17 protein-coding genes are annotated in these 20,166 nt (G+C 68.5%); 9 read left to right on the forward strand and 8 right to left on the reverse strand.

Annotated features, from left to right (window positions below; all coding sequences use genetic code 11):
* Positions 1-6: 6 nt before the first annotated feature.
* Complete coding sequence (locus BO221_RS03930; RefSeq protein ID WP_073559457.1) at positions 7-1,353, reverse strand: glutamine synthetase family protein; 1,347 nt, start codon at positions 1,351-1,353, stop codon at positions 7-9.
* A gap of 166 nt (positions 1,354-1,519) precedes the next feature.
* Positions 1,520-3,010 (reverse strand): aldehyde dehydrogenase family protein, encoded by a 1,491-nt coding sequence (locus BO221_RS03935; protein ID WP_073558931.1) that lies wholly within the window; start codon positions 3,008-3,010, stop codon positions 1,520-1,522.
* Positions 3,011-3,131: 121 nt separating this feature from the next.
* Between BO221_RS03935 and BO221_RS03940 the strand changes: the two genes are divergently transcribed.
* The 3 genes from BO221_RS03940 to BO221_RS03950 are packed head-to-tail and all read left to right on the forward strand — an operon-like array spanning position 3,132 to position 5,577.
* Positions 3,132-3,869 (forward strand): glutamine amidotransferase, encoded by a 738-nt coding sequence (locus BO221_RS03940; RefSeq protein ID WP_073558932.1) that lies wholly within the window; start codon positions 3,132-3,134, stop codon positions 3,867-3,869.
* Between the two features lie 26 nt (positions 3,870-3,895).
* Positions 3,896-4,354 (forward strand): hypothetical protein, encoded by a 459-nt coding sequence (locus tag BO221_RS03945; protein ID WP_073558933.1) that lies wholly within the window; start codon positions 3,896-3,898, stop codon positions 4,352-4,354.
* 32 nt (positions 4,355-4,386) lie between these two features.
* Positions 4,387-5,577 (forward strand): AI-2E family transporter, encoded by a 1,191-nt coding sequence (locus BO221_RS03950; protein ID WP_073558934.1) that lies wholly within the window; start codon positions 4,387-4,389, stop codon positions 5,575-5,577.
* Between the two features lie 214 nt (positions 5,578-5,791).
* On the opposite strand, the gene BO221_RS03955 is transcribed toward BO221_RS03950, so the two are convergent.
* Both BO221_RS03955 and rho read right to left on the reverse strand, forming a co-directional pair.
* Entirely contained in the window at positions 5,792-6,106 is a 315-nt protein-coding gene (locus tag BO221_RS03955; protein ID WP_073558935.1) for a hypothetical protein, read from the reverse strand.
* A gap of 22 nt (positions 6,107-6,128) precedes the next feature.
* On the reverse strand, positions 6,129-7,757 hold the full coding sequence (rho, locus tag BO221_RS03960; protein WP_198956052.1) for a transcription termination factor Rho: 1,629 nt from the start codon (positions 7,755-7,757) through the stop codon (positions 6,129-6,131).
* 276 nt (positions 7,758-8,033) lie between these two features.
* On the opposite strand from rho, the gene ligA reads away from it, so the two are divergent.
* From ligA to BO221_RS03990, 6 genes are all read left to right on the forward strand, one after another.
* A complete protein-coding gene (gene ligA / locus BO221_RS03965; RefSeq protein ID WP_073558936.1) occupies positions 8,034-10,061 on the forward strand; it encodes an NAD-dependent DNA ligase LigA in 2,028 nt (675 codons plus the stop codon).
* Positions 10,062-10,074: 13 nt separating this feature from the next.
* A complete protein-coding gene (locus tag BO221_RS03970) occupies positions 10,075-10,359 on the forward strand; it encodes an acylphosphatase (RefSeq protein ID WP_043401774.1) in 285 nt (94 codons plus the stop codon).
* Positions 10,356-10,802 (forward strand): DUF3052 family protein, encoded by a 447-nt coding sequence (locus BO221_RS03975; RefSeq protein ID WP_047859710.1) that lies wholly within the window; start codon positions 10,356-10,358, stop codon positions 10,800-10,802. Before BO221_RS03970 ends, BO221_RS03975 begins: the two co-directional genes overlap by 4 nt.
* 550 nt (positions 10,803-11,352) lie before the next feature.
* Complete coding sequence (locus BO221_RS03980) at positions 11,353-13,977, forward strand: Rne/Rng family ribonuclease (RefSeq protein ID WP_073558937.1); 2,625 nt, start codon at positions 11,353-11,355, stop codon at positions 13,975-13,977.
* Between the two features lie 100 nt (positions 13,978-14,077).
* Complete coding sequence (locus tag BO221_RS03985; protein ID WP_073558938.1) at positions 14,078-15,508, forward strand: YhjD/YihY/BrkB family envelope integrity protein; 1,431 nt, start codon at positions 14,078-14,080, stop codon at positions 15,506-15,508.
* A 124-nt stretch (positions 15,509-15,632) separates the two neighbouring features.
* On the forward strand, positions 15,633-15,971 hold the full coding sequence (locus tag BO221_RS03990) for an HU family DNA-binding protein (RefSeq protein ID WP_043401784.1): 339 nt from the start codon (positions 15,633-15,635) through the stop codon (positions 15,969-15,971).
* 7 nt (positions 15,972-15,978) lie between these two features.
* On the opposite strand, the gene sctV is transcribed toward BO221_RS03990, so the two are convergent.
* Genes sctV through BO221_RS04010 form a run of 4 tightly spaced genes read right to left on the reverse strand, consistent with a single transcriptional unit; the run spans position 15,979 to position 20,166 of the window.
* A complete protein-coding gene (gene sctV, locus BO221_RS03995) occupies positions 15,979-18,066 on the reverse strand; it encodes a type III secretion system export apparatus subunit SctV (protein ID WP_073558939.1) in 2,088 nt (695 codons plus the stop codon).
* Complete coding sequence (locus tag BO221_RS04000; protein ID WP_073558940.1) at positions 18,063-19,109, reverse strand: flagellar biosynthesis protein FlhB; 1,047 nt, start codon at positions 19,107-19,109, stop codon at positions 18,063-18,065. Before BO221_RS04000 ends, sctV begins: the two co-directional genes overlap by 4 nt.
* Positions 19,106-19,900 (reverse strand): EscT/YscT/HrcT family type III secretion system export apparatus protein, encoded by a 795-nt coding sequence (locus BO221_RS04005; RefSeq protein ID WP_073558941.1) that lies wholly within the window; start codon positions 19,898-19,900, stop codon positions 19,106-19,108. The genes BO221_RS04000 and BO221_RS04005 overlap by 4 nt, the downstream gene beginning before the upstream one ends.
* Positions 19,897-20,166 carry a flagellar biosynthetic protein FliQ gene (locus BO221_RS04010; RefSeq protein ID WP_073558942.1) on the reverse strand — a complete coding sequence of 90 codons (270 nt, stop codon included), beginning with the start codon at positions 20,164-20,166 and terminating at the stop codon, positions 19,897-19,899. The genes BO221_RS04005 and BO221_RS04010 overlap by 4 nt, the downstream gene beginning before the upstream one ends.

The following is a 20,166-nucleotide window of genomic DNA, read 5'->3' on the forward strand; positions in this document are numbered from 1 at the left end:
TGTCTCCTAAATGAGCTCCATGTAGCGCTCGAGTTCCCAGTTCGTGACGGCGCGCTCGTACCGCCGCGCTTCCCAGTCACGCGTGCGCACGTAGTGGTCCACGAACTCCTCGCCGAGGATCTGCCGGGCCCGCTTCGATTCCTTCAGGAGCGTCACGGCCTCCCGGAGCGAGCGCGGCAGCATCGGCGCCTCGGCCGCGTACCCGTTGCCCGCGCACGGCTCTGGGGGCTCCACCTCGTTCTCGATGCCCCACAGGCCCGCCGCGAGGCTCGCCGCCATGCCGATGTACGCGTTCATGTCCGCGGCCGTCTGGCGGTACTCGATGCGCATGGACTTGGGGCTGTCGCCGATGACGCGCACCGCGGTGGTGCGGTTCTCCCTGCCCCACGTGGCCGTCACGGGCGCCCACGTGTTCTCCACGCTGCGCTTGTACGTGTTCACCGTGGGCCAGTAGAGCGCGGTGAACTCCGGCATCAGCTCCAGCAGGCCGCCGATGTAGTGCCGCATCGTCGTGCTCATGCCGTCACGGGCATCCGGGTCGTGGAAGCTGTTCTCGTGAGTCTTGAGCGACCACAGCGACTGGTGGATGTGGCCCGAGCACCCCGGCAGCTTCTCGTTCACCTTGGCCATGAAGCAGGCGGTGAGCCCGTGGCGCGAGCAGATCTCCTTCACCACCGTCTTGAAGAGCGCCGCCTTGTCCGCGGCCTTCTCCAGATCGTCGTAGCGGATGGCGGCCTCGAAGACGCCCGGGCCCGTCTCGGTGTGGAAGCCCTCCAGCTCCAGCCCGAAGTCGCGGCACCCGTCGATGATGGCGTGCACCAGCGGCGCGCTCTGCGAGGTGCGCAGCCACGAGTAGCCGAACATGCCCGGCGTCAGCGGCGTGAGGTGCTCGTAGCCCTTCTCCTTCAGCGACTGCGGCGTCTCCTTGAAGATGAAGAACTCGTACTCGGCGCCGAACTTCGGCTGGAAGCCCATCTCCCGGGCCCGCGCGTTGATCTTCTGCAGGAGCTGACGCGGGCTGGGCTCGAAGGGCGAGCCATCCGGGTTGACGAAGTCCAGGAGGAAGGCGGCGGTATCCGGCTCCCAGGGGATGATGCGCCCGGTGGACATGTCCACCTTGGCCTGCCCGTCCGGGTAGCCCGTGTGCCAGCCCGTCACGCGCGTGTTGTCGAGCAGCTCGTCGGTGATGTCCCAGCCGAACACCACGTCACAGAAGCCGAGCCCGCCCTTGCACGCGGAGAGGAACTTCTCCACGGACACGTACTTGCCGCGCCAGACGCCGTCCACGTCGACCCCGCCGATCTTCACCTGGCGGACGCCGTTGTCCTCGAGCCACTTTTGAAGCACGTCCATGTCGGACGGCTCGCGCAGGGGCCTGACATTGCCGCGCTCCTTGTCCTTGGAGCGCGCGCGCCTGCCCGCGGGCTGCGGCAGGGTGATGACCTTCGCCTTGGAACGGTTCGCCATTGGCCTCCTCCTCCTCCTTCGCCCGACGCCCATGACCGCGCCCGGCCTTTCCTCAAATCTCCGAGGGCAGCTTCGTCCACACTGCCTTCGTCTGGAGGTACCCCTCCAGGGCGTGATGCGACAGGTCCCTGCCCCAGCCGGACTCCTTGTAGCCACCGAAGGGCGCGGCATCGTCGAACTCGTTGAAGCAGTTGACCCACACCACGCCGCTCTTCACCCGGCGCGCCATGGCGTGCGCCTTGGCCACGTCCCGCGTCCAGATGGAGGCCGCCAGCCCGTACTGCGTGCCGTTGGCGATCTCCAGCGCCTGGGCCTCGTTCTTGAAGCGCAGGCAGCTGAGCACCGGGCCGAAGATCTCCTCCTGGGCAATCCGCATGTGCGGCTGCACGTCGCCGAAGACGGTGGGCTTCACGAAGTTGCCCCGGGCCTTCGCCCCCTCGGTATCGCGCGAGCCGCCGGCCAGCACCTTCGCGCCCTGCTGCTTGCCGCTCTCGATGTAGCCGAGGATCGTCTCCAGTTGCTTCGCGCTCACCTGCGCGCCCATCTCGGTGGTCTCTTCGAGCGGGTTGCCCACCTTCATCTTGTTCGCGCGCTCGGCCAGCCGCGCCACGAAGGCGTCATAGGCCTGCTCGTGCACCAGCACGCGGCTGCCCGCGTTGCAGATCTCCCCCTTGTTGCTGAAGATGCCCCAGAAGCACGCCTCCACGGCTTTGTCGAAGTCCGCGTCCGGGAGGATGATCTGCGGGCTCTTGCCGCCCAGCTCCAGCGTCAGCTTCTTGAGGTTGCTCGCCGCCGAGGCCTGCAACAGCCGCCGCGCCGTGCGACCCGAGCCGGTGAAGGAAATCTTGTCGATGTCCGGGTGGCGGGCCATGGCCTCGCCGGTGGGGTCTCCGTAGCCGGTCACCACGTTGAGCACACCGGGCGGCATCCCCGCCTCCAGTGCGAGCTGCCCCAGCCGCATGGCCGTGAGCGGTGTGATTTCCGAGGGCTTGAGCACCACCGTGCACCCGGCCGCCAGCGCGGGGCCGAGCTTCCAGCACGCCAGACAGGTGGGGTAGTTCCACGGCACGATGGCGCCCACCACGCCCACCGGCTCCTTCAGACAGTAGGTGAGGAAGGGGCCATCCACCGGCAGCACCTCGCCGCGGATCTTGTTGGCCCAGTCGGCGAAGTAGGACAGCGTCGCGGCGCCCGGCCCCACGTCGCCGCGGATGGCCTCGCGCAACGTCTTGCCGTTCTCCATGGACTCGAGCAGCGCGAGCGCCTCGCGGTTCTGCCACAGCAGCTCGGAGAAGCGGCGGATGATGCGGCCGCGCTCGCTGGCGTTCATCCGCCCCCAGGGGCCGGACTCGAAGGCCCGGCGAGCGGCCTTCACCGCCTTGTCCACATCCGCCGCCGTGGCGGAGGGCACGTCGCAGATCTTCTCACCCGTGGCGGGGTTCACCACTGGAAGGGTTCCTCCCTCCACGGGGTCCACATGCTGGCCATCGATGAGCAGTTTGAGGGCCGGAAGCTGGGGAGAGAGCGAGCGAGCGTCGGTCATTGAAGATTCCTCGGGAGCCCGGGCGCGCACCGGTGGCACGTGCGGGCGTCAACAACAGGAAGCGGCAGCCGAAGCTAGGGACCCCTGTACGAGGCGGCAACCCGGCGCACCGAGAGGCGAGATGAAGAACGTTCTTCTTTTGAAAGCTGGTGACGCGGCCCACGCCGTGAAGCTGAGCGTCGGTGATTACGAGCACTGGTTCGTCGAGTCGCTGGGGCGTGGGGGCTGCCAGTTCGACATCCTCCACGTGCACCGGGGTGCCCGGTTGCCGGACGACGCCGCGGGCTACGACGCGGTGATGATGACGGGCTCGCCGGCGTCGGTGACACAGCTGGAGCCGTGGATGGAGCGCTCCGCGGAGTTCATGATGAACGCGGCGGCCCACGGCATCCCGGTGCTCGGGGTGTGCTTCGGGCACCAGTTGCTCGCGTACGCCCATGGCGCGCGTGTGGTGCGCAACACCCACGGGCGGGAGATCGGCACCGTGGAGGTGGCCCTGAGCGAAGCGGGCCGCGAGGACCCGCTCTTCCACGGCCTGCCCGAGCGCATCACCGTCCAGGCCACCCACGAGGACATCGTCGAGCACCCTCCGGAGGGGGCGACGGTGCTGGCGGGCAACGCGAACACGGCCGTGCAGGCCCTGGCCTTCGGGCCGCTCATCCGGGGTGTGCAGTTCCACCCGGAGGTCCACCCGGCGGCCATGCGGGCGCTGATTCTGGCCCGCGCGGACAAGTTGGAGGTCGAAGCAAAGAGCCGGGGCTATGCGCCCGGGGAGCGGGTGAACCGGCTGCTGGCGGGGCTCGCCCCCACGCCAGCCGGGCGGCGAATCCTGAGCAATTTCGTGGAGCGGTTCACCTGAGGGCGGGGCTGGGGTAGGTAGTCCATATGGCCTCGCGTTGGGACTATCTCTTCGAGTCGAAGCCCGTCCCCCTCATGGATCACATGCTGGAGGAGGTGGCGAAGCTGCTCGCCAAGGACCTCCAGCAATGGCCGCCGCCCGTCCAGGAGATCGACCTGGATGTAGGAGGCCAGTTCGCGCCGCTCTTCACCGAGCCGCCCCCGCGCCCCGTCCGGGCCGTCTATGACGAGGCGCTCCGGCTGTCGCGCTGGGAGCTGTCCCGGGAGCTGGAGGCGTACGACGACTACATGCGCAACAAGCGCTACCTGGAGCGGGGGCTGGCGCCCACGGACCGGCTGGTGCTGCTCTTCCTGAACCGGTGGATGGTGGACCACATGTTGGGCCTGGGCGAGGCCACGGAGGGGCGCGTCAACCGGCGGCTGATGTTGCAGTGCCTCGACCGCCTGGAAGCTCGCCTGAGGCTGGTTCAAACGCCCTTCTCTTGAGACCCGCTGTTCCCTCTGCGATAAGCCTGCTCATGCTGCAGCCTCACGAGTTGAATCTCCCGGCGGAACAACGCCGCAAGCGCCTCTACATCCTCGCGGGGTTATGGCTGACCGTGGTGGCGGTGCTGGTCCTGTTCCACTCGGTGCTGCTGCCCTTCGCGAGCGCCGCGCTGATCGCGTACCTGGTGCACCCGCTGGTGACGCGCCTCACCCGCATCCAGGTGCGTGGGCGGAACATCCCCCGCTGGGTGGCCATCCTGCTCATCTACGCCCTGTTCTTCCTGGTGGCGTACCTCTTCTTCATCACCATGGTGCCGCAGCTCTACCGGGAGCTGGCGCGCATCAGCCGGGATGGAGTGGCGTTCCTCAACTCGCTCACGCCCGATCGCGTGCACGTGCTGGCCGACCGCGCCGAGGACTGGCTGCGCGCCAATGGGATTCCGCTGGCCATCGCCACGCCCGAGGACATCCGCACTGGCGCGCCCAGCACGGGCCTGTCGGTGAACCTGGAGAAGACGATCCAGGACACGGCCCTGAGCCTGTCGGCCCTGGCCCGCGAGCACCTGGGAGACATCGTCACGGTGTCGCGCAACATCATCGCGTCGGTGGTGGCCGGCGTGTTCATGATGTTCTTCATGTTGATGGTGGCGGCGTTCTTCTCCATCGATGCGCAGGCCATCGTGCGCTACTTCACGAGCCTGGTGCCGGTGGAGTACGCCTCCGACGCGAACCTGCTGCTCGAGCGCATCGATCGCTCGCTGTCCGGCGTGGTGCGTGGGCAGGTGACCATCTGCGTGGTCAACGGCATCCTGACGGGGATTGGCCTGGTGCTGTTCGGGGTGAAGTTCGCGTTCCTGCTGGCCACGATCGCCACGGTCTTCAGCCTCATCCCCATCTTTGGAACGATTCTGAGCTCGGTGCCCATCGTGCTGATCGCGCTGGCGGACGGGTTCCAGAAGGGGGTGGCCATCCTGCTGTGGATCATCGGCATCCACGCGTTGGAGGCGTACTTCCTCAACCCGAAGATCATGGGCTCGGCGGCGCGCATCCACCCGGTCATCGTGGCCTTCAGCCTGATTGCCGGGGAGAAGATGTTCGGGCTGGTGGGGGCGCTGTTCGCGGTGCCCGTAGCCTCCATCGTGGTGGCCTGCTTCGACTACGCCCGCATCAAGGCGCAGCCCAAGCTGGGCGAGGTGCCCGTGCACCTGGAGACGCCGAAGTAGCGCTCACTCAGAAGGAGCGCTCACTCGGAAGGAGCGCTCACTCGCTAAAAGCCCTGTGCCCAATATCCCCTCTCCCCTCGGGAGAGGGACAGGGTGAGGGTATCGGGTGAACTCGGGTTTGGAACCCGTGCGCCCACTCTGGCTCACGGGTTGAAGAACGGACCCATGTACCCTCACCCCGACCCTCTCCCGAGGGGAGAGGGAGGGAAAGGACTCAGCCCTGGCAGGCGGCCTCGCAGCGCGAGTTCCGGCAGATGATCAGGCAACGTCCGCAGTCGAGGTAATCCTGCGGACAGCTGTTCGTGCACCGCACGCCGCTGCAGTCAGGCCCGTCCTGCACGTGGGTGGGGTTCGTCCCCTCGCCGCAGCAGGCGTTCCCCGTGCAATCCGAGTCCTGGTAGCAGATGCGGTTGGACAACGGCGGCGGATTGCCGCCGGAGCCCAGATCGACCGGCTCGCATCCAGCTGCCAATCCGAGCACCGCCCCCAGCACGAGGGCGGACAGAGACACAGAGCGGGTGCTGCGCATCGATCGACTCCCCTCCCGGTGACTACCGGTTCATCGAGCCAAGGAACTCGGCGTTCGACGCGGTCGGACGCATGTGCTTGAGCACGAACTCCATCGCGTCGATCGGCGTGAACGGGTGCAGCACCTGACGCAGTGCCGTAATCCGGATGAGGTCCGCGGGCGTCAGCAGCAGCTCTTCCTTGCGCGTACCGGACTTGTTGATGTCCAGCGTCGGGAAGATGCGCTTCTCCATCAGCTTGCGGTCCAGGACGATTTCCGAGTTACCGGTGCCCTTGAACTCCTCGAAGATGACCTCGTCCATGCGGCTGCCGGTGTCGATGAGCGCGGTGCCGATGATGGTGAGGCTGCCGCCCTCTTCGATGTTGCGCGCGGCGCCGAAGAAGCGCTTGGGCTTGTGCAGCGCGTTGGCGTCCACACCGCCGGAGAGAATCTTGCCCGAGGCCGGCACCACCGTGTTGTAGGCGCGCGCCAGACGGGTGATGGAGTCCAGGAGGATGCACACGTCGTACTTCTGCTCGACCAGGCGCTTGGCCTTGTCGATGACCATCTCCGCCACCTGAACGTGACGCGTGGCCGGCTCGTCGAAGGTGGAGCTCACCACCTCGCCGCGCACGTTGCGCTCCATGTCCGTCACTTCCTCGGGGCGCTCGTCCACCAGAAGCACGATCAGGTAGACGTCCGGGTGGTTCTTCGAGATGGCGTGCGCGATGTTCTGCAGCAGCACCGTCTTACCGGCCTTCGGCGGCGCGACAATCAGGCAGCGCTGACCCAGACCGATGGGGCAGAACATGTCGATGATGCGCGTGGTCATCTCCGAGCCCTCGTGCTCCAGCTTGAGCTTGCGGGTCGGATAGAGCGGCGTGAGGTTGTCGAAGAGGATGCGCTCGCGGGCCGCCTCGGACAGAGGGTCCGTGAAGTTGACCCGGTCCACCTTCTGCAGCGCGAAGAAGCGCTCGCCCTCGCGCGGCTGGCGGATGGGGCCCGTCACCGTGTCGCCCGGCCGCAGGTTGAAGCGGCGCACCTGCGACGGCGACACGTAGATGTCGTCCGGGCTCGGCTGGTAGTCGCTGTCCGCGCTGCGCAGGAAGCCGAAGCCGTCGCTGAGCAGCTCCATCACGCCCTCGGCGTGCACCTCGAACTTCTTGTCCGCGATGCCCGACAGCAGCGAGAAGATGAGGTCCTGCTTCTTCAGGCCCTGGTAGCCCTCGACGCCAAAGTCGTGGGCCATCTTCGCCAGGTCGGTGATCTTCATCCGCTTCAGGTCATTGAGCTTGATGACCTGCATGGGAGCGCCGTCGCGCGTCACCTCGGTGACCATGGGCGCCTCGGCCGGCTCGGGAGCGGCGGGCTGCGCGGCCGGCTCCTCGTGCTCGTGCGCGGCGTGGGCACGGACCTCCTGATACTCCTCATCTCTGAGAGGATGCGAGGGAATCGGCGTCAGCACCGGGCGAGGCGTCTCGGCCACGGCGGGGGCCTCGGACTCGGTCTCGAGGTCGGTGTCCTCTTCCCGACGGCTCGTCGCGCGGCGGCGCGCCGGCTTGTCGGAGTCGTCCCGCTCCGAGGTCTTCGCCCGCGTCGTACGACGCTTGGGCTTGTCCTCGGCTTCGACGGGAACCAGGAGCTTCTCTTTGGGGGAACGGGCTTTTGCCATGTGATGTGGGGGGATTGCTGCTGGCTGGCGCCCTGGGGTACGCGGTAGGCGAAACACCCTCAGAGCGGCACTCGGGCTCCCTTCTTGCCGGGACCTCGCGAGTGGTGGAACCTTGCGCTGGGAAGAGATGGGGCTTGGGAAGTGGGACAACAACCCCCATGAGCCGCTGCAAGAGGTTATTGACCACCTCCGGAGCTGTCAAGGCATCCTCGCTTCCTGCCCAGTCAGGCAGCCGACGCCCCGAATTTTTTCAGTCCAGACGCCGAGCCTTCATCCGTGAACACCTCGAAGACCGCCGACGCCGCCCGTATCGAGCAGCTCCGCCGCGAGCTCGCCCACCACAACCACCGTTACTACGTGCTCGACTCGCCGGAAATCAGCGACGCGGAATACGACCGGCTCATCCGCGAGCTGCAGGAGCTGGAGGCTCGGCACCCGGACCTCATCACGGTGGACTCGCCGACCCAGCGGGTGGGCGGAGCGCCCACCGAGAAGTTCGAGAAGGTGGTCCACCGCGCTCCCATGCTCTCGTTGGCCAACGCCTTCGGAGACGAAGAGCTTTCCGATTTCGACGAGCGGATCCGCCGCCAGACGGGACTGGCGCAGGTCGCCTACGTCTGCGAGCCCAAGCTCGATGGCCTGGCCATCACCCTGCTCTACGAGCAGGGCCGCTTCGTCCGGGGCGCCACGCGCGGTGACGGCACCGAGGGCGAGGACGTGAGCGCCAACCTGCGCACCATCCGCAGCCTGCCCATGGAGCTGCTGCCCCAGAACGGGGTGAAGGTGCCCGGCTCGCTCGAGGTGCGTGGCGAAGTCTTCATTTCCAAGAAAGACTTCAAGAAGCTCAACGACGCGCGTGAGCAGGAGGGCGAGCCGCTCTTCGCCAACCCGCGCAACGCCGCCGCTGGCAGCCTGCGGCAGTTGGACCCGCGCATCACCGCCTCGCGCCCGCTCTCCGTCTATCTGTATGAGTGCGTGCCTGGCGAGGGTGTACCGGCCTTCCGCACGCACGCGGAGAAGCTCGAGTACCTCAAGTCACTCGGGTTGCCGGTGAACCGGTACGTGCACGTGCCGAGCGTGGAGGGCGTGCGCGAGCAGTACCGTGCCTCCGTCGAGGGCCGCCATGCCCTGCCCTTCGAGGTGGATGGCATGGTGGTGAAGGTGGACGAGGAGGACCTGCGCCAGCGGCTGGGACAGATTTCGAAGAGCCCGCGCTGGGCGGTGGCCTACAAGTTCCCGCCCGAGGAGGAGGCGACCCTGGTGGAGGACATCCAGGTGTACGTGGGCCGCACGGGCGCGCTCACGCCGGTGGCGCACCTCAAGCCGGTGAAGGTGGGCGGCGTCACCGTCAGCCGCGCCACCCTGCACAACGAGGACGAATTGCGCCGCAAGGACGTGCGCAAGGGCGACACCGTCTTCATCCGCCGCGCCGGTGACGTCATCCCCGAAATCGTAAAGGTGGTGGAGTCCAAGCGGCCCGAGGGTGCCCAGCCCTTCGTCTTCCCCACCGAGTGCCCCGTCTGCCACGCGGCGGCCGTCCGGGATGACGAGGGCACCATCATCCGCTGCACGGGCGCCACCTGCCCCGCGCAGCTGGTGGAGAAGGTGCGCCACTTCGCCTCGCGCACGGCCATGGACGTGGACGGCCTGGGCGAGAAGCTCGCCGCGCAGTTGGTGGAGACGGGGCTGGTGAAGAGCTTCGCGGACCTCTACCACCTCACCAAGGGCCGACTGCTCGAGCTGGAGCGCATGGGCGAGAAGAGCGCGGACAACCTGCTGGCCAACATCGAGCGCTCCAAGCAGACGACCCAGGCCCGCTTCCTCTACGCGCTCGGCATCCGCCACGTGGGCGAGGCCACCGCCAAGACGCTCGCCGAGGCCTTCCCCAACGCGCCCCAGCTCTTCGAGGCCAGCCTGGAGGACATCTCCCGCGTCAAGGACGTGGGCCCCACCATGGCCCAGGTCATCTACTCCTTCTTCCGCGAGCCGCAGAACCGCGAGGCCATCGAGGCGCTGCTGGCCGCGGGCATCACGCCCGCCGCGCCCCAGGTGGTCAAGGGCGGCGTCTTCTCCGGCAAGACGGTGGTCCTCACCGGCGGCATGAGCGGGATGAGCCGCGACCAGGCCAAGGAGGAAATCGAGCGCCGGGGGGGTAAGGTGTCGGGAAGTGTCTCGCGCAAGACTGACATGGTGGTGGCGGGCGAGGACGCCGGTAGCAAGCTGAAGAAGGCGCAGGAACTCGGGGTAAGAATCCTGGACGAGCAGGCGTTCCTCCAGCTTTTGCAGTCCGACGCCAGAGGGTAGAAGGGCAGCCACCATGGACAGGCGGCGAGCAGGCCTCCGGATTCGAGGCAAGGTGCAAGGGGTGTTCTACAGGGAGAGCGCCCGCACCGAGGCCTTGCGTCTCGGACTGACGGGATGGGTGCGCAACCTCTCCGACGGGTCCGTGGAGGCCGTCGTGGAGGGAGCGCCGGAGGCCATCGAGTCGTTTGTCACCTGGTGCCATCGCGGCCCCACGCAGGCCCGGGTAACGGAAGTGGAGCGCGCCGATTCCGAGGCGCGTGGGGAATTCAGCACCTTCACCGTGGAGCGCAGCTCATGACTCCCTATGCGCTGGCTTCTCTGCCGGCCATGCTGGGCATCAAGTCCGGCAGCAAGGTTTCCGTCATCAACCCCCCTCGGGGGTTCGTCCAGCGGCTCAACCCGCTGCCCGAGGGCGTGGAGTTCCTCATCACCGCCCAGACAGGCCTGGACGTCATCCTCTTCTTCACCCAGGACGCGCACGAGCTCGTCCAGCGCCTGCCGGCCCTCTCGCGCGCCATGGCGCTCACCGGTGGCATCTGGGTGTGTTGGCCCAGTGGCGAGGGAATCAAGACGTCCCTCTCCGAGGACTTCATCCGCCAGGCCGCGCTCGACATCGGCATGGTGGACAACAAGATCTGCATCATCGACAGCACCTGGACGGGCCTGCGTCTGGTGCGCCGCCCCCGGGGAAGGCTGGACAAGCCGGAGAACCGGAAGAAGGCGCCCACCGCCCAGGCCTAGGGGCGGCCGGGCGAGCTGCTGGAAGGCGGACATTTTCCATGTCTCGCCTTTACAGGTCGTATCAGGCGTGAAAACCTTTTGGTGTTTTCGGGCCTTGGAACGTTCCACCAGGGGTGGGGCGTTTGGGGTTCAAATGGATTTTTGATTTTTGAGACGGGTGCGTTCCCAGGACACCAGGGGGCGCCGCTGCACCGGGTCTCTCTCGCCCCCCCAAGGCGCCCGCGGACGGGCTCCGACCGGGTGTGGAAGGAATGAGGACGGGCGGTAGGCGTGCCAGGGGACTCCGGAACGCTCGATTGGAAGTCAGTCCCCGCCCGGCAGGGTGCCGGTAGCCGCGGGGCCAACATGAACTCGGAGGAGCAGGCCCTGGTCCCCTCAACCCTCACCCGCTCGGAGACAGCCGGAGCCCCCACACAGGGGCCGTCCTGCGTTCGTGCGCGCCGAGGGCCCGGGGCCGCCACTCCCCTCGCAGCGCGCTCGGAAGCGGGAGACGCCGTCGCCTCCCGTCCGCCGGAGCTCACGCATCCGCGCGCGCGCCCAGGATTCTTCAATGAGCAGCATCCTCGTCATCAACGCGGCGGGCCGGGAGACCCGCGTGGCCCTCGTCGAGACCGGCCACATCGCGGAGTTCTACCTCGAGCGTAAGAAGGACAAGGGAATCGTCGGAAACATCTACAAGGGCCGCGTCGTCCGGGTACTCCCGGGTATGCAGGCGGCCTTCGTGGATATCGGCCTGGAGAAGGCCGCCTTCCTGTACGTCAGTGACGTCGTCTACGACCCGGACTTCGCGCGCGCCCAGTTCGAGTTGACCGAGGGCGAGCACGACGACGCCCCGGAAGTCCCCGAGGAGTCCGAGGCCATGGCCGCCGAGGAGGCCCATGAGTCGGGCGCCGAGGTGGATGCCGAGGTCCACGAGCACGCCGCTCCCGCTGGCGAGGCGCCCCCCGCCGTCGAGGAGCCCGAGCACCACGCCGAGGAACACCGCGCCGAGGAGCCCGCCCCCGTGGCCGCTCCCGCCGAGCCGGTGGCCACCGCCGCTCCCGCCGAGCCGGTGGCCGTGGCTGTCCCGGCCGAACCGGTGGCCGTGGCCGCTCCCGCCGAGCCGGTGAGCACCTCGCCGGCTCCGGTGGAGTCCACGCCCGTGAGCGTGGAGACCCAGGCGGCTCCGGCTCCAGAGGCGGCCGAGTCCGTGCCCGCCACCGAGGGTGCCGTGGCCCTGGCACTGCCTTCCGAGCCGGCCACCGTCACGGGTGAGCAGGCCGCCGAGGCCCCCGCGGCTCCGGCCGAGGCCCCCGTGCAGCGCCCCGAGACGGCCGCCGGTGAGCGCCGGGCTCCGCGCGAGAACCGCGAGGCCGCTCGCGAGGCCCGTGAGGCCCGCCGCGAGCAGAAGGACCGCGAGCGCGAGAAGGACCGCGAGAAGGACAAGGCCCGCAAGCAGCGCGAGGAGCAGCAGCGCAAGCGCGACGAGGAGAAGTCCAAGCCGCGCAAGACGGCGAAGATCGAGGAGTTGCTGAAGGTGGGCCAGGAGGTCGTGGTCCAGATCTCCAAGGATCCCATCGGCACCAAGGGCGCGCGCCTCACCTCGCACATCTCCATCCCGGGCCGTCACCTGGTGTTCATGCCCACGGTGGACCACGTGGGCATCAGCCGCCGCATCTCCAACGAGAAGGAGCGCAAGCGCCTGCGGGAGATCGTGGACCGGTTCCGTCCGCCCGGGACGGGCTTCATCGTGCGCACGGTGGCCGAGAACGTGCCGCAGGAGAAGCTCGAGACCGACATCCGCTTCCTCATCGAGGTGTGGAACCAGGTGGTGCGCCGCAACGAGAAGCGCGGTGGCCCCGGCCTGCTGCACCCCGACCTGGACCTCATCCTGCGCGCCACGCGCGACCTCTTCGCCCACGACGTGGAGAAGCTCGTCGTGGATGACCGCGAGGAGTACGAGCGCATCCTCGGCTTCGTGAACGCGCAGGACCCGGCGCTCAAGGACCGGGTGGTGCTCCACGAGTCGGATGAGCCCATCTTCGACGCCTACGGCATCGAGCACGAGCTGCAGCGCGCCACCCAGCGCAAGGTGTGGCTCAAGAGCGGCGGCTACCTCATCATCGACCAGGCCGAGGCGCTCACCGCCATCGACGTCAACTCGGGCCGCTACGTCGGCAAGAAGAGCCTCGAGGAGACGATCACCAAGATCAACGTCGAGGCGGCCAAGGAGATCGTCTACCAGCTGCGGCTGCGCAACATCGGCGGCATCATCATCTGCGACTTCATCGACATGGAGAAGCCGCAGAACCGGGACAAGGTCTTCAAGTCGCTGCAGGAGGCGCTGGGCCGGGACAAGGCCAAGACGAACGTGCTGCGCATCTCCGAGCTGGGCCTGGTGGAGATGACGCGCAAGCGCGTGCGCGAGTCCATCGGCCGGGTGCTGCACGAGGACTGCCCGTACTGCGATGGCAAGGGCTTCGTGAAGACGGCGACCACGGTGGCCTACGAGATCTTCGGGGAGATCCGCCGCGAAGCGCCGGGCTACAAGGACCCGACGCTGGTCATCAACTGCAACGCCGAGGTGGCGCGGTTGCTCCAGGGCGAGGAGCGCCAGGAACTGCGGCACCTGATGGACCGCTACAACAAGTCCATCCAGGTGAAGGCGCAGCAGAACTACCACCGCGAGCAGTACGACATCTACGGCCGCAGCGCGCAGGGCGGGGACCACAAGGTGGCCTCGTCGCCGGGCTCGGGTGATGGCGAGCTGTCCATGCAGCGGCGGCCCGAGAGTGGCGGAGGAGAGCGGGGCCCGCGCGAGGGTGGCCGCGACCGCGACCGCGATCGTGACCGGGGTGGTGGCCGCGACCGCGGTGAGCGCGGCGACCGGGGTGGTGGTGGCCGTGACCGTGGCGAGCGCGGCGACCGGGGTGAGCGCGGCGACCGGGGTGAGCGCGGTGAGCGCGGCGACCGGAGTGGTGGTGGCCGCGACCGCGACCGTGACCGGGGAGACCGGGGTGGTGGTGGCCGCGACCGCGACCGTGACCGCAACCGGGGCGAGCAGCAGCGCCGGCCCGAGCAGCGTGAAGGACGCGGCCAGCAGCAGGCACAGCAGGGGCAGGCGAGCGAGCAGCCCAACGCGAATGCCACGCCTCCGAAGCCGCCGAGCGGCGGCAACGAGCCTGGCAACACCTGAGGGGTGAGGGTGCCGGGCCCGCCGTGGAATCCACCGCGGGCCCCAACCCCCCTCCCCCTGGCCGAGCCGCCCCGGCATTGGCTAGCCTTCGCCTCCCCGGATGCGGCCCGTCACCCCCCTCTTCCTCAAGCGACTGCGCGTCAGCGCGCTCCAGTGGGCCCGGTACACCTGGGCTCCGATGGAGCGGACGCGCATGGGCCGTTTCGCCACGGACACGTTCGTGGCGGTGCGCGGCCTCGCACGCGGCTTCCAGGGCGAGAACATCCGCCTCAGGGCCGCGGCGCTCACCTACATCAGCGTCTTCTCCCTGGTGCCGCTGCTGACGGTGGTGGTGGCCCTGCTGGGCGCCTACCACCAACAGGCGGTCCAGGACCGCCTGCGCGAGTTCATCTTCGCGGTGATGGCGCCGGGCGTGCGCGAGGAGTCGGAGGCCTTCCTCAAACGCTTCCTGGAGCCGGGCCACACGACGGCCATTGGAAGCGCGGGCTTCCTCGGGCTGCTCTTCTCGGCGGGCTCGCTGCTGCACAACATCGACGTCTCGCTGAACGAAATCTGGGGCGTGAAGAACCACCGCTCCTGGGTGGTGCGCGGGCTCATCTACGCGGGACTGCTGCTTCTGGGCCCGCTGATGCTGGCCATCTCGCTCACGGGAACGGGCGTGGTCCGCTCCTTCCTGGCGGGCACCCACGCACCGCTCGTCGTGGACCTCTTCGAGCTGCTGTTCGGCGCCCTGTCGCCCCTCGTGGCGGCGGGTGGGCTCACCCTGCTCTACTACGTGACGCCCAACACCCACCTGCGCCTGCGCTCGGCGCTCTCGGGCGGGCTGGTGGCGGGCGCGGCCTGGAGCGTGGCGCGGCATGTGTACACGGGCATCGCCGCGTACAGCTTCCGCCACAACCCGCTCTACGCCTCGCTGGGCGCCCTGCCCATGTTCCTCGCGTGGTTGTACGTGGACTGGCTCCTCTTCCTCATCGGCGCCCGCCTCTCCTACGCAGTGGAGCACGCCACGTTCCGGGATTCGCTGTGGGTCTTCGGTGCCCACCCGCGAGCCCGGGAGCTGGTGGCGGCCCGGGTGGCCCAGGAGACCACGCTCGTCTGGTTCGACGGCGGAACGCCCCCGCTCCCCCGGGACCTGGCCTTGCGCCTCCGGGTCGCCGAGGTGCTCGTCGACGAGGTGGTGGACGACCTGGAGCGGGCGGGTCTGGTCGAGCGCCACCGGAAGGGAGGCGTCCTGCCGGCCCGCGCCCCGGCCGAGCTGACCCTGGCCGACCTGACGCTCGCCGTCCACGGCGTCTACAACCCCGCCGAGCCGGGCTCCCACACCACCCCACGAGCTCCCGGCTTCGAGGTCCTGGACGCCTTCTTCCGGGAGTCGGACCGGGCGGGGCTCGACGTCCTGCGTCGGACGCGGTGGGTGGACCTCGCCATCCTGGTGCGCCCGGGGCTCGCGGAAGCCCAGGCGGCCACGACGGCGGCCACGGCCCCGGAACCATCTCCGGTCGAGACAGTGGCCGGAAGCGGAAATCCGTAACGTTTCTAGGAGGTTGGCGGACCTCGCGCCTTGCGCGCCCCACCGGTTCTGTTATCGTTTCGGGATTCGACCACGGGCCAAGCGCCCTGTTTCCGAGGGGTTACGCGGTTTGCGGGAGCGTGCGATGCTGAAGTCCGATCTGATCAACGTCCTCGTCGGCAAGAAGGGGATGACGCAGAAACAGGCCGAGGCCACCGTCGAGACGATCTTCGAGTCCATGAAGGATGCCCTCTGCCGCGGGGAGAACATCGAGATCCGCGGGCTGGGCGCCTTTCATGTGAAGAACTACCAGGGCTACCAGGGCCGCAATCCGAAGACGGGGCAAATCATCCCCGTGAAGCCCAAGCGGGGCCTGCTGTTCCGCACGGGCAAGGAGTTGCGCGACCGCGTCAACCGGCCGGCGCCCCAGACTCCGCAGTCCGACATTTCGTTCGACCCCAAGAGCGGCAACGGCACCTACTAGCCTCCGCTCAGCGCCCCAGGGCCACGGGCGACAGCCGCCCCAGGGGACGTATCTGCAGGTTCATGTCCAGCTCGCCATAGGTGAGCACCGCGACGTCCGGAAAGGCGCCCTCGCACAACTTGCGCAGGGTGCGCCGGACATCGGGAGCCGTGAGCAGCACCGTCTGCCCCCCTGCGGCGATGTGCTTCACCCCCTCCAGAATCTCCGCCACCCGCTCGGGTGAAGGTGCCGGACCGCGAGGTCCACCGGAGCGCAACGTCTCCTCGATCTCAGGATCCACCAGGTAGGCGAAGAGCGGCCCGGACGGGGCGAACTTGTGGCTGAGGTAGCGGGACAGTGCCTGACGGCAGCGCTCGGCCAGGGCCGAGGCATCCCCCTCGGTCGTGGGAGCCACCAACGCCTCGAGGATGGCCCGCATGTTCCGGATGCTCACCTGCTCCTCCACGAGCTTACGCAACACCTCGGTGAGCAGCGGCAGCGGGACCTTCTGGAGCGCTTCCTTCACCAGCGTGGGAGCCTGGGCCTCGAGCCCATCCAACAGCCCCTGCACCTCCTGGATGCCGAGGAACCCCGCCGTCCGGGCGCGGAGGATGCTTCGCAGGTGCTCGGCGATGAGCTCCCCGGCACTCCGGAGCGGCACCTGCGCCATCTCCAGGCGTGCGCGCGCCTCCACCGGCACGCGACTGATGGGCTTGCCGGTGGAGGGCTCCAGCGCGGGCTCCGCCTTCAACTCCAGGAAGGCCAATTCCTCCGGCTGCGCCAGCGCATAGAGCGCCCCGGGCACGACCTGTCCCATCGCCGCGGGCACCTCGTCGACCAGGATGCGGTAGCTCCCCGCCGGAAGATAGGTGGCATCGGTCCGCACCCGGATGCCTGGTACACGCACGCCCAGTTCGTAGAAGACCTCATCCCGTATCCGGTTGAGCACCTGGTGCACGAACGCGCCCCCATTTTCCTGGGCCAGCGGGGTGAGGTCCGGCGAGAGATCCACTGTCAGCGGGGCCACTCCCACCGGAGCCACCGTGCTCTCGGGAGGTGCTCCCGGGCCGCCCTGAGCCCCCTCCCCTGCTTCGGTTCTGCCTTCGGTCTGGGCCACGCTGGCGCCCTCCTCCGCCCCGGAGTCCTTCATCCGCCCGAGCGCATGCGCCAATGCCCCCAGGACCACTCCCAGCCCGAGGAACGTCAGGAGTGGCATCCCCGGCATCGCGGCGAGGGCCACGCAGAGCCCGGCCACCACCCACAGTGCCCGGGCCTCTCCGAAGAGCTGCGAGCCAATCTCCGCCCCGAGCGAATCGTCCTCCTTCTCCGAGGCCACGCGTGTGACGACGAGGCCCGCCGCCACCGCGATGCACAGGGAGGGAATCTGAGACACCAGCCCGTCGCCGATAGCGATGAGCGCATAGGTGGAGGCCGCGTCCACCATGGTCATCCCGTTCTGCAGGACGCCGATACAGATACCACCCAGGAGGTTCACCGCGACGATGACCAGGCCCGCGATGACATCGCCCTTCACGAACTTCATCGCGCCATCCATGGCGCCGAACATCTGGGATTCGCGCTCCAGGTTCCGGCGCCGGCGGCGCGCCTGCGCCTGGTCGATGGCCCCCGCCCGCAGGTCCGCATCGATGGACATCTGCTTGCCCGGCATCGCGTCCAGGGTGAAGCGCGCGGAGACCTCGGCCACGCGCTCGGCGCCCTTGGCCACCACGAGGAACTGCACCAGCGTCAGGATGGCGAAGATGACCGCGCCAACGACGTAATCCCCCCGTACCACGAACTCGCCAAAGGCCTGGATGACCTCGCCCGCATGTCCCTCCGCGAGCGCCAGCCGCGTGGACGACACGTTGAGCGCGAGCCGGAAGAGCGTCGTGAACAACAACAGTGTCGGGAAGGACGTCACCTTCAGCGCATCCCGGGCGTAGAGCGCCGCCACCAGCAGCGCCACCGCCGCCGCCAGATTGATGGCCAGCCCCAGGTCCAGAAGCCAGGGCGGCAGCGGGATGATGAGTGCACCGAGCACCGCGGCCATCGCCACCGCGAGCACCACATCCGAGGACCTGCGCGCCCTCATGAGAATCTTCATCAGTTGGTTCATGACGTCTGCCTCCGTGGATGGTCGTCCACGTCCTGCGACTCCTGCGCTACCCGGAGGACCGCCGCGGCGGCCTGGTACAGTTCCTCGGGGATCTCCTCCCCGACGTCGTAGTGGATGAGGCTGCGGGCCAGCGGCACGTCCCGGACCACCGGGACTCCGAGCCGCTCGGCCTCGCGCCGCAGCGAGAGCGCATCCGCCTCCCGCCCCTTGGCGACGAGGTAGGGCGCATCACACTCTTCCGTGGCATAGCGGAGCGCGACCGCGATGTGCGTGGGGTTGACGACCACGACGCTCGCCTTCTGCACGCCACGTGCCGCACCTCCCGCCGCGAGCTGCCGGTGCAATGCCTTGCGCTGGCCCTTGTGGTGCGGGTCGCCCTCGCTCTCCTTGTGCTCCCGCTTCACTTCCTCGCGGGTCATCATCAGGTCCTTCACGTGCTTGCGGCGCGCGAGCGCGTAGTCCCCCACGCCCAGCATCACCAGGACGCACGCGAGCCGGACGGTGAGCGGCCCGAGCCGGTCCAGGATGTGCTCCAACCCCGACGTCCCCTCCAGCCAGGCCGTGCGCAGCACGTCCGGTCCGGCCTCCACGGCCGCGCTCCAGACGAGCCACGCCACCACCGCGGTCACGAGCAACGCCTTGCCCAACTCGATGAGCGGTCTCATGCTGAAGAGTTTCTTCAAGCCTTCCACCGGGTTGATGCGCTCGAGCTTGGGCATCACGTGCTCCGAGTTCAGCTCGAAGCCCACCGTGGCCACGGATACGGCGAGCGACGCCAACAGAGCTCCACCGAGCGCGGGCCCCACCAGGAGCGCCATCAATCCCAGTGCCTCCCACAGTGCGCCCGTGGATTCCTGGTGCAGCATCAACCGGGCCGTCCACTCCCTCAGCCTCGCGAAACCCGCGGGTGCCGACGCGGTGAGGCCGAGCAGTCCCCCGAGTGTCACCACGCTGGAGGACAGCAGACGGCTGCGCGGAATCTGTCCCTTGCGGCGCGCTTCGCGCAGGCGCTTCGCCGAAGGTTGTTCCGTCTTCTCGCTCACCGCGCCACCTCCCCGAGCCGGAACAGCGCGCCGTCCACCGAGACGAAGCCCGCGAGCAGCCGCTCACAGAGAATGCCCACCGCGAGCCACAGCAATGCGCCTCCCGCGAGAATGCGCAGCGGAGCCCCGAGGTCCTGGAGGTTCACCTGGGGCGCGGCGCGCGACACCATCCCCAACAGACAGTCCACCGCCATCACCGCCGCGGCGATGGGCGCCCCCACCGCGAGCCCCGTGGCCATCGCCCCTCCAGCGAGCCCCACCACATGCATCACCGCCTCCTCGGTGGGCACGTACGCGCCGAGCCTCACCCACACGAAGCCACGCACCAGCCCGGAGAGCACGACGGGCATCAGCCCTCCCGTCACCACCAGACCAACGAGAAGCTGGTAGAGCGCATCCCCAGTGGCGGATTCACGCGTCCCAGCGACTGGCAGGCTCGCCTCCGCCGAGGTGCCCCGGAACAGGTCGATGAATCGCCCACCCATCCGCGCCGCGTCGAAGGGCAGCGCCGCCACAAGCCCCACGGACGTGCCGTAGGTGAGCTCCTTCATCACCATGGCCGCCAGCTGCAGTGGTGTCTCCACCGGCTCCGGCAGCGATACGCCCGCCACATGGTGCAGGAAGAGCGAGAGGCTCAGCACCAGGGCCAGCTTCACCGTCGTCGGCGCCGCCTGTCCCCCCAGAAGCGGGCAGAGAAAGGCCACTGGAAGCAGGCGCGCGGAGCATAAAGCCACCGTCACCATGCCCGGTCCCAGTGGCGCCAGTTGTGCGCGAAGCAGCTCGAGGTTCACCCGCCGACCTCCGCGATGACTCTCAGAACCTGATGCGCGAAGAGCGTGAGCTGACCGCCGATCCACGGCCCGGCCACCACCAGGGCCAGCACCGCCGCACACAGCTTGGGCACCACCGTGAGGGTGCTCTCCTGCAACTGCGTCGTGGCCTGGAAGAGGCTCATCAGGAAGCCCACGACCAGACTGGCTCCAATCGGCGGCAGGGAGGCGAGCACCATCAACAGCAACGCCTCGCGGCCCAGTGAGAGCAGGACATCCTGGGTCAT

It is taken from the genome of Archangium sp. Cb G35, from assembly GCF_001896145.1.
Taxonomy (GTDB): domain Bacteria; phylum Myxococcota; class Myxococcia; order Myxococcales; family Myxococcaceae; genus Archangium; species Archangium violaceum.

What these genes read in the sequence shown, in the direction of transcription:
- BO221_RS03930 (WP_073559457.1), bottom strand. Translation starts at nt 1,353, where the DNA reads ATGGACGTGCTTCAAAAGTGGCTCGAGGACAACGGCGTCCGCCAGGTG.
- BO221_RS03990 (WP_043401784.1), top strand. Translation starts at nt 15,633, where the DNA reads ATGCTGAAGTCCGATCTGATCAACGTCCTCGTCGGCAAGAAGGGGATG.
- BO221_RS03980 (WP_073558937.1), top strand. Translation starts at nt 11,353, where the DNA reads ATGAGCAGCATCCTCGTCATCAACGCGGCGGGCCGGGAGACCCGCGTG.
- BO221_RS03955 (WP_073558935.1), bottom strand. Translation starts at nt 6,106, where the DNA reads ATGCGCAGCACCCGCTCTGTGTCTCTGTCCGCCCTCGTGCTGGGGGCG.
- BO221_RS03935 (WP_073558931.1), bottom strand. Translation starts at nt 3,010, where the DNA reads ATGACCGACGCTCGCTCGCTCTCTCCCCAGCTTCCGGCCCTCAAACTG.
- rho (WP_198956052.1), bottom strand. Translation starts at nt 7,757, where the DNA reads ATGGCAAAAGCCCGTTCCCCCAAAGAGAAGCTCCTGGTTCCCGTCGAA.
- sctV (WP_073558939.1), bottom strand. Translation starts at nt 18,066, where the DNA reads ATGAACCAACTGATGAAGATTCTCATGAGGGCGCGCAGGTCCTCGGAT.
- BO221_RS03970 (WP_043401774.1), top strand. Translation starts at nt 10,075, where the DNA reads ATGGACAGGCGGCGAGCAGGCCTCCGGATTCGAGGCAAGGTGCAAGGG.
- BO221_RS03940 (WP_073558932.1), top strand. Translation starts at nt 3,132, where the DNA reads ATGAAGAACGTTCTTCTTTTGAAAGCTGGTGACGCGGCCCACGCCGTG.
- BO221_RS03945 (WP_073558933.1), top strand. Translation starts at nt 3,896, where the DNA reads ATGGCCTCGCGTTGGGACTATCTCTTCGAGTCGAAGCCCGTCCCCCTC.
- BO221_RS03975 (WP_047859710.1), top strand. Translation starts at nt 10,356, where the DNA reads ATGACTCCCTATGCGCTGGCTTCTCTGCCGGCCATGCTGGGCATCAAG.
- BO221_RS03985 (WP_073558938.1), top strand. Translation starts at nt 14,078, where the DNA reads ATGCGGCCCGTCACCCCCCTCTTCCTCAAGCGACTGCGCGTCAGCGCG.
- BO221_RS04010 (WP_073558942.1), bottom strand. Translation starts at nt 20,166, where the DNA reads ATGACCCAGGATGTCCTGCTCTCACTGGGCCGCGAGGCGTTGCTGTTG.
- BO221_RS03950 (WP_073558934.1), top strand. Translation starts at nt 4,387, where the DNA reads ATGCTGCAGCCTCACGAGTTGAATCTCCCGGCGGAACAACGCCGCAAG.